Consider the following 13,568-nt stretch of genomic DNA (forward strand, 5'->3'; position numbering starts at 1 on the left):
ATAAAGACGGATAGATTTTGAAATCAAACACCTCATATAAGTCTTTATTCATAGGGCTAATCCTTCTCTTTGTAGGAGTGAACTTTACAAATGCACAGTTCTTACTACAAGCACCAAATACCGGAGATGAAAACAATTATCGGTGGTACGAAGCATCAGATACATCAACTGTTTTGGGAACCAATTCATTTTATGAGGCGACCCAGCCAGGTGTTTATTTTGCCACTTATGATGGCACCTTATGTGGTTCCAACGCAACGGGATATTTTATTTTGACCGATTGTGAAGCACCGAACAATGAGGTGGTTCTTGATATTTCGGCCAGTGTTCCATCGGGAGCAACGGTCAGTTGGAATCCAGCTCTTCCGGGAGATCAATCCAGACCCATGGTAACCAGTACACAAACCGTAATGCGGTATGTGGCAACGATTACCAAAGTGGGCAACAGCACCGAATTACCACGATTTACTGTGGTTTGTATGAGTCAAGCGGCCAATTTAATGGATGATTTGATTGCCCTAGATGAAGATACATCGATAGCGGTGCCAATATTTGACAACGATTCCGATTTGCCATCAGCTGGAGTAGTAACGTTTACAGACCCTGCAAACGGGGTGGTTAATGTTAACGACAATGGAACAGCTAACGATCCAACGGACGATATAGTTACCTTTACGCCCAATCCAGATTACAACGGAAACGATAGTTTTGATTATACCCTATGTAACAACTTTGGGGATTGCAGTACGGCAACCGTTACGGTAGATGTGCTGCCAATTGTGGACACTAACGATGATTCGGTATCTACCGATATAGGTGTCGATGCCATAGTTTCGTGGAGGGCCAACGATAATGATATTCCCACTATAGGCTCTATTTCAGCAACCGATCCATCAAATGGAACAGTTGTATTGAACGATAATGGAACCGCAAACAATCCATCTGATGATGATATTACCTATATCCCAGATTCAGGATTCTCTGGAACGGATACTTTCGATTACACCGTTTGTGATACCAATGGCAATTGCGATACAGCAACGATAACGGTAATCGTAAGTCCTTCAGGAATTGATTTGGATAGCGACAATGATGGTATTGCCGATAGTTTTGAAGATCTAAATGCCGACAATGACAATGACCCATCTACGAACCCAACTGATACAGATGGTGATGGTATCCCGGATTATTTGGATATAGATAGCGATAATGACGGTATTCCTGACAATGTTGAGGCGCAATTTGCCTTGGATTACATTGCACCGAGCATGGTGGATAATAATGGCAATGGAATCGATGATGCCTACGAAAATGACGGAAATCTAGGCTTAATACCTGTTGATTCTGATAATGACGGTATACCTGATTATGTAGATGAAGACAGCGACGACGACAATGTGCCCGATGCCATAGAAGGCCATGATCATGATCAAGACGGAATTGCCGATGTAGTACTTATTGGTTCCGATAAGGACAACGATGGTCTGGATGATGCTTTCGAAGGTGAGACCGTCATAGATACCGATGTAAATGATGAAATAAACAGCCCAAGTTCAGATCTACCTGATACCGATGGTGATGGAATACCGGACTTTAGGGACTCTGATGATGACGATGACGGTATCGAAACCATAGACGAAGACTTTAATGGAGACGGGAATTACGCCAACGATGATTCCAATGAAAACGGGATTCCGAATTATTTGGATCCAGATTTAGGTGAATCGACCGTTGGTGAAGAGGAAGTAGATGTGGTGAACGTAATTACACCTAACGGAGATGGCGTACACGATACGCTGGAAATCCGAGGACTGGAAAATTATCCCAACAATACCGTTAGAATATACAATAGGTGGGGAGTAATGGTCTACCAGACCAAAGCATACGACACCAGTGGAAATGTATTCGATGGTACTTCTCAAGGTAGGGTAACCGTAGATCAGGACAATAAATTACCGGTAGGTACGTATTTCTATGTGATAGACTACCAAGATAATGGCGGTAACATGAAACAGCTGACAGGTTATATATATATAAATAGATAAAATGGTAACTGTGGAGAATAAGATGTATAAGGTGAAAATCCAATGGATACTGGCCCTCTTTGTAATGGGGTTGGCAAACATACATGCACAACAAGATGCACAGTATACCCAGTATATGTACAATACGGTCAGTGTAAACCCGGCATACGCAGGATCTAGAGGTCATTTAAGTATAGCCGCACTTTATAGGAACCAGTGGTTGGGGCTCGATGGAGCACCCGAAACACAGACCCTCAATGTGCACACACCGGTAGGCTATCGTGGTGTGGGTCTTGGGCTGTCCATTGTCAATGACAAGATCGGGCCAACATCCGAAACCTATTTTGATGTTGATTTCTCCTATACCATACAAACCTCTTGGGAGGGTCGTCTAAGTTTTGGATTAAAGGCAAGTGCCCATATGTTGGACATACGTTATTCCGAATTGGACGAATTCGAGATAGACCCCCAATTACAATCACAGCAGGATATCCAGAATAAGTTTTCGCCAAACATAGGTGCCGGAGTGTACTACCATACGGATAGATTTTACGCAGGTCTTTCTGCACCAAGGATCCTGGAGACCACACATTTTGATACCTCTTCCATATCAACCGCAAAAGAACAGATCAACCTGTACCTGATTACGGGATATGTCTGGGACCTTAACCCTTTTTTAAAATTTAAACCCACGCTGTTGACAAAAGCAGTTCAAGGAGCACCTTTACAAGTGGACCTCTCTGCCAACTTTATGTTCAACGAAAAGTTTATTGGAGGAGTAGCTTACCGTTGGGATGCTGCCTTTAGTGGACTGTTCGGTTTTATGCTGTCCGATCAGTTAATGTTGGGATTGGCCTATGATCGCGAAACTACAGAACTCGGTGCCGCCACTTTTAACGATGGTTCCTTTGAGATAATTCTGAGGTATGACTTCATCAGAAATATTGGAAACTTAAAATCCCCACGTTTCTTTTAGCAAGAAATTAAACATTGATATTCCCATAAATTACACCAAAGGTCATATTTTTACCATATGAGAGAGGAAAATGTGATACTGGTAAACGAAAAGGACGAACCAATTGGACTAATGCCAAAAATGGAAGCCCACGAAAAAGCCCTTTTGCACAGGGCATTCTCTGTTTTTGTGATGAATAATAAAGGGCAAACCATGCTCCAACAACGGGCCAAGGACAAATACCACTCCCCATTGTTATGGACCAATACGTGCTGTAGCCACCAAAGGGAGGGCGAAAGCAATATCGATGCGGGTAAACGAAGACTCGTGGAAGAGATGGGCTTTACCACCGAACTGAAAGAGCTTTTTAGCTTTGTATACAAAGCCCCTTTCGATAATGGACTTACCGAACATGAGTTTGATCACGTAATGGTGGGTTATTTTGAAGATGAACCCAAGATCAATCCTGAAGAAGTGGCCGATTGGAAATGGATGTATCCAGAGGATATCAAAAAAGATATATCGCTTAATCCAGATGATTACACCGCATGGTTCAAGATAATATTTGAACGCTTTTACGATCATCTCATGGAAAATCCAGCCGTAAGATGAAAGTAAAAGTAAGCAGAAAGGCAAGTTTTAATGCCGCACACAGATTATATAGACCAGATTGGGACAACCAAAAGAACAACGAGGTTTTTGGCAAATGCAATAATCCAAGATACCATGGTCACAATTACGACCTTATTGTTAGCGTAACTGGCGAAATAGACCGGGAAACTGGATTTGTAATGGACCTTAAGGTGCTTAAGGATCTGATCAAAAAGCATGTGGAGGACCAACTGGACCACAAAAACCTAAATCTCGATGTTCCAGAGTTTAAGGAGTTGAACCCTACGGCCGAGAATATTGCCGTAGTAATCTGGAACAAGCTAAGACCCCATATAAATAAATCTAAAGAGTTGGAGATCGTACTCTACGAAACACCAAGGAACTTTGTAACCTATACAGGATAAAAATGAATCTTTACCCATTAAAATTCAAACCGATACTCAAAGAACGACTTTGGGGCGGTACCAAACTAAAAGAAGTCTTGAACAAACCTATAGATAGCGATATTACCGGCGAAAGTTGGGAACTTTCGGGAGTGGTCGGTGATATATCCGAGATTTCCAACGGAAACTTGGAGGGTACATCGCTTCAGGAATTGATGGATTCCCAAGGAGAAGCACTTTTGGGCAAAAGTGTGGTAGAGCGATTCGGCAAGGAGTTTCCTATACTCATCAAATTTATAGATGCTAAACAAGACCTATCCATACAGCTTCATCCAAATGATGAATTGGCCAAAAAACGCCATAATTCCTTTGGAAAAACCGAAATGTGGTACATTATGGATGCCGACCCGGGAGCAAAACTCATTGTAGGGTTCAATAAAGATGTGGAAAAGCAGGAATATGTAAAAAGTATAGAGGATGGTACCTTAACGGATTTAATGAACTATGAAGAAGTAAGCGAAGGTGATACATTTTTTATAAATACTGGAAAAATCCATGCCATTGGGGCAGGCGTACTTTTGGCAGAAATTCAACAGACATCCGACATAACTTATCGTGTTTTCGATTTTAACCGAAAGGATAAGGACGGAAACCTGCGAGAGCTGCACACAGGTTTGGCTGTAGACGCCATCGATTACAAAAAGAAGGATGACTTTAAAGTGGATTACCCTAAGAACAAGGGCGAAACGAACCCAATGGTAGATTGCCCCTATTTTAAAACAAATTTTTTGGAATTGATACAGCCTTTAAAGCAGAATCTATCCGAACGTGACTCGTTTACCATTTATATGTGTGTGGGCGGAGGAGCCACTATCACCAACGATTGGGGAAGCACGGAGATAAGAAAAGGAGAAACGGTTCTAGTGCCTGCATCGAGCACTTATGTGGACATCAGTGCCCAAAAAGCTAAACTTTTAGAAGTTACCATTTAATGGTATCTTTAATCAAAACATTATGTTATGCCAAGTATTCGCGATTTAAAGAAGGATGTCAATTTTGTACTCGGAGATATAATTGAAGCTGTCTACATTTGGGAAGCAGGTTCTGGCAACAAGGAATCTGAAGAAGGTACGGTGATTATTGACGAAGCCATTGAGGTATATGACGACCTTATGGATAAAATTCATCAAAAAAACGTAGAGGACGCTAAATCCCACTTTAATTCCATAAGAAAGGAACTGGAAGAAAAGGCTACCAAACTTATAGAAAAGCTCAATAGCCTGGAGTCTTAGTTATTGTCCAAAAAATCTTTGAATTTTTTACCGTATTTGGATGCCGCTACCTCGGGGCTCAGCCCTTTGTAGATAGAATCCAAGTATTTAGGATTGGCTTCGCGCGCCTCGGTCAACATAATATATGGTGTGGCATAAGAATCTCCATTGTTGAGCCCAAAATTAAGGGCATATCGATATCTGCTAACCGTGTTTTTATTGATCAAGCTTTGAATGGAATCCAAGGCCACGCTATCTTCCTGATACTCGGGTAGAACGGCTTGTTGTGCCAGGGCAAGTTCCCGAATATTGAATTTGGATACCATATCGTAAAATTCCAATAACTTTTCGTGAGATTTGGAACCCGAAATTTTTACATCCGTATCAAATGTGTTCCAAGCTGTATTGATCACAATAGTACCAGATTCGCCAAAAAAGTTGATGCGATCGTTAATGTCGTTGTTGTCTTCCTTTTTTAGGTAGAGATAAAACACTTCCGGGTCGCCGACCTCTGTGCTAAAACTAAATTTTCCGTCACCCTTGATCTCCAACGAATCTACATTGGCAATGGTGGAATCTTGAAGTTTTTGTAAATAAAGGGTTCCTTTTTTTAATCCTTTAATGTTCCCATTAACGATCATGGTGTTCTCCGTGCTTTTTTCGCAGGCAACCAGGGTAATTCCAAATAGCAATACAAACAATATCCGCTTCATCATATAATTTTAGATGGGCAAATATGCATAATCTTCTGAAAATATTTAAACATTCGACGCGACTTCCATCAACAAAGCGCATAAATATGCTCCGGCTGTACCCACTACGTATCCAAAAACAGCCAAAAGAATGCCCACAGAGGTCAACGATGGATGAAATTCTGCAGCAACAATCGGGGCAGAAGCCGCACCTCCGACATTGGCCTGGCTGCCCACGGCGAGAAAAAAGAAAGGGGCTTTTATAATTTTTGCCATTAGGATAAGTAAACCCGCATGGATACTGATCCATACCAATCCGATAGCGATAAGGCCCGGGTTTTCCATTACTTTGCCCAAATCCATTTTCATACCAATGGTTGCTACCAAAATGTATATAAAGAGACCTCCAATTTTGCTGGCCCCTGCGCCTTCATAATTTTTTGCTTTGGTAAAAGAAAGACCAATTCCAATGGCCGTGGCAAAAACTACCATCCAAAGAAACTGTGAACCCAGAGAGGATAAAATTTTCTCCGGATTTCTTACAATTTCAAAATTGTTCTGTAAAAAAGCCGAAAAGTGATGTCCTGCAAAATGTGCAATACCAACACCGGCAAAGGCAAAGAAGGACAGCATTATATAATCGTTCAAGGTCGTTACCCTTGTTATTTTTTCGGTATAGGTGGAAACTTTTTCCTTGAGTTTTTCAATGGAGGAAGTGTCCGCTTTGAGCCAACGGTCTATTTTTTCTGTTTTGCCAACGCCCAACAGGATTATGGCCATCCAAAGATTGGCCACCACAATATCAATGAGGACCATACCACCATAACTTTCCTGATTGTACTGGAAAACCTCGAGCATGGCAGCTTGATTGGCACCACCGCCGATCCAACTTCCGGCTATTGTGGCAAGGCCTCTCCAAACTGCGTCGGGGCCGATACCTCCAACAGTTTCCGGTGAAAAAATGGATACGATCAATATAGCGATGGGGCCTCCGATAACAATGCCCACGGTGCCGGTCAAGAACATGACCAAAGCTTTGGAGCCTAAATTTAGGATAGCTTTAAGGTCTATGCTCAGCGTCATTAAAATTAGAGCAGCAGGCAAAAGATATCTGCTTGCCACATAATAGGTGTTGGACGATGCTTCGTCAATGATGCCAAAACTGGCCAAAATGGCTGGTAACAAATAGCACATTAACAGGGTAGGGACCAAGCGATAAAACTTTGCCCAAAATCCAGTTTTTATGGATGATGTATAAAAAACAAAACCTAAACAAAGGCAAAGCAAGCCAAATATCACGGTGTCGTTGGTAAACGGTAATTGGTCCATAGATCTTTATAGCTAAAAATCCCAAATATAGGAAAATCGTTCAGGCCTTAGGTTATGGCCGACTATGTTTTCGTGCTGTTTACAGTTGGAAAAAAGGACGAGGTACTTGAATTAGTTTTCTGCCTTATGTTTATCAAACCATGCCAAAACACTTGCTATTTTGGCAATTAAGTTACTGGGTTTGTTGGCTATACCATGAGATGCACCCGGAATTCGGACCATCGCGGTCTCCACATTTTCCAATTTTAGAGCGGCATAAAACTGTTCCGATTCGGCAATTGGCGTCCGATAATCTTCTTCGCCGGTCAATAACATGGTCGGAGTACTTACATTGGCCACATAATTTAACGGAGAACGTCTAAAATAGTTTTCTGGATCCTCCCATGGTTTTTTTCCAAACCAGTATTTGGAGAAAAACTGTACCCCATCGGCATATAGGACAAAGCTGGCCCAATTGATAACGGGCTTTGCAACAACTGCAGCTTTAAACCGGTCTGTTTTGCCCACGATCCAAGCGGTAAGCACTCCTCCACCGGATCCCCCGGTCACAAATAAATTATTGTCGTCCACATAGCCTTTTTTCAAAAGGGCATCCACGCCGGACATTAAATCGTCGTAATCGTGATTGGGATAGTCATGATGAATTAGGTTGCCAAACTCTTCTCCATAGCTGGTGCTGCCTCTTGGGTTCGTATATAAAACTACATAGCCAGCTGCAGCGTATGCCTGAATTTCTGCGGAATACACGGCGCCGTAACTCGTAAAGGGCCCGCCATGGATTTCCAAGATCATAGGATATTTTTTGTTGGGGTCAAAATCGGGAGGTGTAACCACCCAACCTTGTATCTTGCGCTGATCATAGGAGGACTCCCACCACATCTCTTCTACTTTGCTCAACTTTTTAAAGGAGAACAAGTCGTTGTTCAAAGCGGTTAATCTTTTGTTGCTTCGGGTGTCGGCCACTCCAAGGTCGGACGGATGACTGGTATTTCCTAAAGTGTAGGCAAACTTATTGTTGGCCGAAGCGGAGAAACTGGCAGCATTGTAGGGTCTGCCCAAGGAAAGACCGCCCAAGCCATCGGTGATATCTCCCACTTTGCCAGAAAGATCAATGGATGCCAATTTTCCCATACCTTGGTCAGTGTATGTAAAATAGAAGCCGTTGCCTTTGCTGTTCCACGCCATATCTTCGATATCTCTATCAAAATTTTGAGAGATTACTCTAGCATCTGAACCGTCCGAGTTCATCACATATAGTCGGGTTACATGGTATCCCTGTAAACGATCATCGTATCCGAGATAGGCGATTTTTGTACCATCGGGAGATAACACTGGATTGCCATCTGGTCCGTAACGATCGGTTAATGGGGTTATCTCACCATTATCGATTTTTATCGAATAGATCTCGCTATCCGCAGGTTCCATTTCTTCATCTTTATGGAAGTTGGCACTAAAATATAACTTGGAGTTGTCTTTGGACCAAATAGGGCCGCCATGGTTGAACTCGGAAAACGTAAGTTGTTTTGGCGTTCCACCGGAAATGGGCAAAGTAAATAGTTGGGAGTTGCCTCCTTTGTAATAGCCCGCACCATCTCCGCGATAGTTCATTTTATCAATATACTTAGGGGGAGCGTTCCATTTGGCTCCCTCTGGTTTTGCCGGCATTTTAATAATGGATTGGTTGGCTTCGGGAACAAACATGTTAAATGCCACATACGAATCATCATAGGACCACGATACCTGTCCAGGCGACTGGGGAGTATTGGTCAAAGCCATGGTTTCTTTGGTATCCAACCACATCAGATATAGTTTCATTTTGTCATCTGCCATATTGGATTTGAAAACGATCTTTTTGCCATCATGCGACCATTTTGGGGCAAAATCGTTATGGTTGCCCGTGGTAAGCGGGCGGTTATTGGAACCGTCAAAATCAATGATCCAAAGATTGGAGAGGTTCCGGTCTGTCATAATATCCTTAAAGTTTCTGACATAGATGATCTTGGAGCCATCGGGAGAAATTTGAGGGTCGGATACATATTCCATATTAAAGATATCCAACAATTCAAGGTTCGATTGTACTTGACCAAATCCTAATGAGTTTATGGCCACAAACAATAATAAGGTAGCGATGATTTTTTTCATGATTACGGGTTGATTAGTGTCTTAAAAATAAGGATTTTATCCCGGGTTGGGGCTGGTATGTGGCAATAGTTGTAGATGGTACTTAAAATGGACCGTGCCTTATCGGAAATGTATGGGGCCAATTAGAGAAATGTTGACTGTTCTCTGCTGCTCGGTAATGATTAATAGGTGGTCGTCATGTTACTGTCCACACAAATAATAAAGTCTGCTATTCCTGTGTTTTCTTCATCCAGTTGATGCACATTCTCCTGCATAACGGTCGAGATGGTTCCGTAGATCAAGTCGGGTCTGTTCAATTGTAAATACCAAAGAATACCTTCATAATCGTTGGAATGGTAGGCTCCATTGTAATGTATAAAAAGAGAGCCCTCTTTATAGTTCTTAAGAATAAAATGTGCCATGGTAGCATCTTTGATCGCTTGTGCCATTACCAATGTGGGGCTACCGTGATCGCCCATCATGGTTAGAATATTCTGGTATCCTGGCAATTCGGGGTCGTATGGAACGGGCAAGGGGGCAATCCATTCCTTTTCTCTGGAGGGCAATGTGTCCAATGCTTCAAAACCACCTTTGTAAACCATGCTGGCATAGCGTCTAGGTATATTGGAGGCTACAAAAACAAGATCATTATCCTTGGCAATATCGACCAACGGAGCATAGTCGGTCTTATGGTTGTTCCAAAGTCTTGCGGTGGAATCCAAACCTTTGTAATCTATTGTTCCGGACAAATAATCGTTAAGCTCCTTTTGGTTATCGGCTTCGACCATTTCTGCTCCAAGAATAAGTGGCCGTTTGGTATGGAGGTCGGTAGTGAGCTCGTATTGTAACCAATGCGCAATGGGATTGTTGTGGAGTTCACCGAACAATACCATATTCTTTTTTTCCATGGTCTTCAACATTTTTTTGTAAGAGACCTTTTTGCCTTTGGCGTTATAAATAACGTATGGTTTCTTTTGAGCATTTATGGTGGAAAAGCAAAAGGAGCATACAACTAACAGGAATACCTTTTTCATAACCCACATTTTATTTTTCCCATTCTGTATGGAAAATACCCTCACGGTCCAGACGCTCATAGGTATGCGAGCCAAAATAATCGCGCTGTGCCTGAATCAAGTTTAATGGCAAACGGCTACTGGTATATGCATCGAAATAGGTGAGTGCGTTGGATAATCCAGGTAACGGAATACCATTCTCGGCACCATAACTTACCAGTTCTCTTGCGGCATCTACAGTGCTTTTCACTTTTTCCACAAAAGAAGGGGAAAGTAATAGGTTCTGTAAATCCTTATCGGTTTGGTAGGCCTCAGTGATATCGGCCAATAGTGCGGCACGGATAATACACCCGGCGCGCCATATTTTGGCGATCTCCCCCAGTTCCAATTCGTAACCATATTCCTTGGAGGCATCGGATAACTGGTGCATCCCCTGAGCATAAGTAATAATAAAGGCAAAATATAAAGCTTGTTCCGCTTTTATCGCAAAATTATCCTTGTCCACCGCTTTTGGGGTGGGACGGTCATACAAATTGTCCGCTTTGATACGTTCGGGTTTTAATGCGGAAATCTCTCGCATACTCACGGCAATATCTATGGTGGGTACGGGAATTCCCAAATCCATTGCGTTTTGAGAGGTCCATTTGCCCGTTCCTTTTTGTTTGGCCTTATCCAAAATCATGTCTACCAGATCATTGTTGGTCAAGTCATCTTTTTGGGCAAATATTTCGGAAGTGATCTCGACCAAAAACGATTGTAACCTTCCGTTGTTCCACTGAGAAAATGTGTTGTGCAGTTCGCTGTTGGAAAGTCCCCCTGCCTTTTTAAGCAGATCGTATATTTCCGAGGTAAGCTGCATCAATCCATATTCAATGCCATTGTGCACCATTTTTACATAGTTGCCGGCAGATTTTGGACCTAAATAAGTTACGCAGGGTTCACCTTGGTATTTGGCGGAAACAGCTTCGAAAATGGGTTTTACGTGCTGATAAGCTTCCTTGGAACCGCCTGGCATAATACTTGGACCTTTACGAGCACCTTTGGCACCTCCCGAAACACCAGCTCCAAAAAAGTTGATGCCTTTTTCTTTTAAATAAGCTTCTCGGCGATCCGTATCGGTGTAGAACGAGTTTCCACCATCAATGATAATATCACCTTTGTCCAAGTGGGGCAAAAGCCCATCGATTACACTGTCCACAATTTTACCTGCCGGTACCAACAACATAATTTTGCGAGGCATGGTCAGGGATTGTACAAAAGTTTTAATATCGGAGGTAGCATTGACCTTGGCCGCATCTCCACCTTCATCTATCAGGGCGTTCACCTTTTCTTCATCTAAATCGTTTCCGAATGCGGTAAATCCGTTATCCGCCACATTAAGAATAAAATTACGTCCCATTACTCCCAGGCCAACAAGACCAAAATCATATGTATTTGCCATGATGTATTTTTCTGCTCTTTTTTATTGTTAAGACAACACTAAGGTTGATGTTTATTGAATTATGAACCTAAAATAAACCTTATCTTCGTGATGCTCAAAGATAATGATACCAACTTGAAAAAGGGTAAGAACCTTTGATGCAATACTCGCCAGAAAACAAAAAAATATATGAAAAAGACAGAGAATCAAATGCTCGTGATTTTTGGGGCATCAGGTGATTTGACCGCTAGAAAACTTATTCCATCGCTATTTAATCTATACATGGCCGACCAGTTGCCAAAAAACTATGTGGTACTTGGTGTAAGCCGGAGCAATCTTTCGGACGGAGCCTATCGTGAACGGGTTGTTTACAACAGTTCTTTTTTGACCGAAAAGACCAAGAATATCGATGAGGCTAAACTCAAGGGCTTTGCCGATAAACTCTACTATGAGGATATAGGGGATGATTATGACACGGACTACTCCAACCTGCGAAAACGTGTCGAATCACTTAAAGAAAAACACAATACCTCGGGAAACATCATATATTACCTCTCGACCCCGCCAACCTTGTACGAGACTATTGCAAATAGACTTTCGGAAGTAAGGATGAATACCCAAAACAATGGTTGGAAACGATTGATCGTGGAAAAACCATTTGGCTACAGTCTGGAAACCGCAAAAAAACTGAACAAAGGGTTGCACCAGTACTTTAAGGAAAATCAGATCTATAGAATAGATCATTATCTGGGCAAGGAGACGGTACAAAACTTACTTGTGACACGGTTTTCCAATAGTATTTTTGAACCTTTATGGAACCGTAACTACATACAACATGTCGAAATAACCAATGCGGAAAGCGTTGGCGTTGAAAAACGCGGTGGATATTATGACAAGTCCGGTGCGCTCCGCGATATGTTCCAGAACCATCTTCTACAAATTGTATCCTTGGTGGTTATGGAACCTCCAATTGGATCTGAGGCCGAAGAGATCAGAAACGAAAAGGTAAAGGCCTTAAAGTCTTTGCGCATAATGACCGACGAAAAAGAATTGGCAGAAAACACCATTCGCGCCCAGTATGTCGGGTCTACCATTAAAGGCGAAACCGTGAAAGGGTACCGTGATGAGGATGGGGTGGACCCAAATTCGACCACAGAAACCTATGCCGCAGTAAAATTCTACGTGGATAACTGGCGTTGGCACGGTGTTCCATTTTATGTGCGTACGGCCAAACGTATGCCCACAAAGGTGACCGAAATCGTTATTCATTTCAAAAAACCGCACCACCAAATATTTAAAGGTTCCGAAATGCAGGAAATGGACAATAAACTCATTGTTAGGATACAACCAGATGAGGGAATACTGATCAAGTTCGGGGTCAAGGTACCGGGTCAAGGCTTCAAGGTGGAAAGGGCCAATCTCGATTTTTACTATTCCAGCTTGGTCGAAACCTATGTAATGGAAGCCTATGAGCGCCTATTGCTGGATTGTATGCAAGGTGATGCAACCTTGTATGCCAGAGCGGATGAGGTGGAAGCAGCATGGGAGTTTGTAGATCCGATTCTAAATTATTGGAAAAATGGCAAGGATGTTCGTATGTACGGATATGGTGCAGGGGCCTGGGGACCTGAAAATGCCGATGACCTAATTGAAGAAGAAGGATACTGGCGCAATCCTAGCGAGAATTTAGCCGACGACCCGGGATATTGTGTGATTTGTTAAATACAGTAAGCAATAAGCAGAAAGCA

12 protein-coding genes are annotated in these 13,568 nt (G+C 42.4%); 7 read left to right on the forward strand and 5 right to left on the reverse strand.

Going from position 1 to position 13,568, the window contains the following annotated elements:
* The first annotated feature begins 77 nt into the window (after positions 1 to 77).
* Genes AB9K32_RS01045 through AB9K32_RS01070 form a run of 6 tightly spaced genes read left to right on the forward strand, consistent with a single transcriptional unit; the run spans position 78 to position 5,266 of the window.
* Positions 78 to 2,045, forward strand: a complete 1,968-nt coding sequence (locus tag AB9K32_RS01045; RefSeq protein ID WP_369884102.1) for a gliding motility-associated C-terminal domain-containing protein — start codon at positions 78 to 80, stop codon at positions 2,043 to 2,045.
* Position 2,046: 1 nt separating this feature from the next.
* A complete protein-coding gene (locus AB9K32_RS01050) occupies positions 2,047 to 3,000 on the forward strand; it encodes a type IX secretion system membrane protein PorP/SprF (protein WP_224837803.1) in 954 nt (317 codons plus the stop codon).
* Between the two features lie 57 nt (positions 3,001 to 3,057).
* The gene (gene idi / locus AB9K32_RS01055; protein ID WP_369884103.1) at positions 3,058 to 3,591 is read left to right on the forward strand and encodes an isopentenyl-diphosphate Delta-isomerase; all 534 of its coding nucleotides are present in this window, start codon (positions 3,058 to 3,060) and stop codon (positions 3,589 to 3,591) included.
* Positions 3,588 to 3,995, forward strand: a complete 408-nt coding sequence (locus AB9K32_RS01060; protein ID WP_252080252.1) for a 6-carboxytetrahydropterin synthase — start codon at positions 3,588 to 3,590, stop codon at positions 3,993 to 3,995. Before idi ends, AB9K32_RS01060 begins: the two co-directional genes overlap by 4 nt.
* 2 nt (positions 3,996 to 3,997) lie before the next feature.
* Positions 3,998 to 4,966 carry a type I phosphomannose isomerase catalytic subunit gene (locus AB9K32_RS01065; RefSeq protein WP_369884104.1) on the forward strand — a complete coding sequence of 323 codons (969 nt, stop codon included), beginning with the start codon at positions 3,998 to 4,000 and terminating at the stop codon, positions 4,964 to 4,966.
* Positions 4,967 to 4,993: 27 nt separating this feature from the next.
* Entirely contained in the window at positions 4,994 to 5,266 is a 273-nt protein-coding gene (locus tag AB9K32_RS01070; protein WP_224837799.1) for a hypothetical protein, read from the forward strand.
* On the opposite strand, the gene AB9K32_RS01075 is transcribed toward AB9K32_RS01070, so the two are convergent.
* From AB9K32_RS01075 to gndA, 5 genes are all read right to left on the reverse strand, one after another.
* Positions 5,263 to 5,958, reverse strand: a complete 696-nt coding sequence (locus tag AB9K32_RS01075; RefSeq protein ID WP_369884105.1) for a DUF4369 domain-containing protein — start codon at positions 5,956 to 5,958, stop codon at positions 5,263 to 5,265. The genes AB9K32_RS01070 and AB9K32_RS01075 overlap by 4 nt on opposite strands.
* Positions 5,959 to 6,003: 45 nt before the next feature.
* Positions 6,004 to 7,266, reverse strand: coding sequence for a DUF819 domain-containing protein (locus tag AB9K32_RS01080; RefSeq protein WP_224837797.1), 1,263 nt, complete (start codon positions 7,264 to 7,266; stop codon positions 6,004 to 6,006).
* A 111-nt stretch (positions 7,267 to 7,377) separates the two neighbouring features.
* Positions 7,378 to 9,408 carry a prolyl oligopeptidase family serine peptidase gene (locus tag AB9K32_RS01085; RefSeq protein WP_369884106.1) on the reverse strand — a complete coding sequence of 677 codons (2,031 nt, stop codon included), beginning with the start codon at positions 9,406 to 9,408 and terminating at the stop codon, positions 7,378 to 7,380.
* 161 nt (positions 9,409 to 9,569) lie between these two features.
* On the reverse strand, positions 9,570 to 10,421 hold the full coding sequence (locus tag AB9K32_RS01090; protein WP_369884107.1) for a ChaN family lipoprotein: 852 nt from the start codon (positions 10,419 to 10,421) through the stop codon (positions 9,570 to 9,572).
* Between the two features lie 10 nt (positions 10,422 to 10,431).
* Entirely contained in the window at positions 10,432 to 11,841 is a 1,410-nt protein-coding gene (gene gndA, locus AB9K32_RS01095) for an NADP-dependent phosphogluconate dehydrogenase (protein ID WP_369884108.1), read from the reverse strand.
* Between the two features lie 168 nt (positions 11,842 to 12,009).
* Here gndA and zwf point away from each other — a divergent pair, with 168 nt between their 5' ends.
* Positions 12,010 to 13,542 (forward strand): glucose-6-phosphate dehydrogenase, encoded by a 1,533-nt coding sequence (zwf, locus tag AB9K32_RS01100; RefSeq protein ID WP_224837793.1) that lies wholly within the window; start codon positions 12,010 to 12,012, stop codon positions 13,540 to 13,542.
* Positions 13,543 to 13,568: the final 26 nt, after the last annotated feature.

Source organism: Allomuricauda sp. XS_ASV26, from assembly GCF_041224615.1.
GTDB lineage: Bacteria > Bacteroidota > Bacteroidia > Flavobacteriales > Flavobacteriaceae > Flagellimonas > Flagellimonas alginolytica.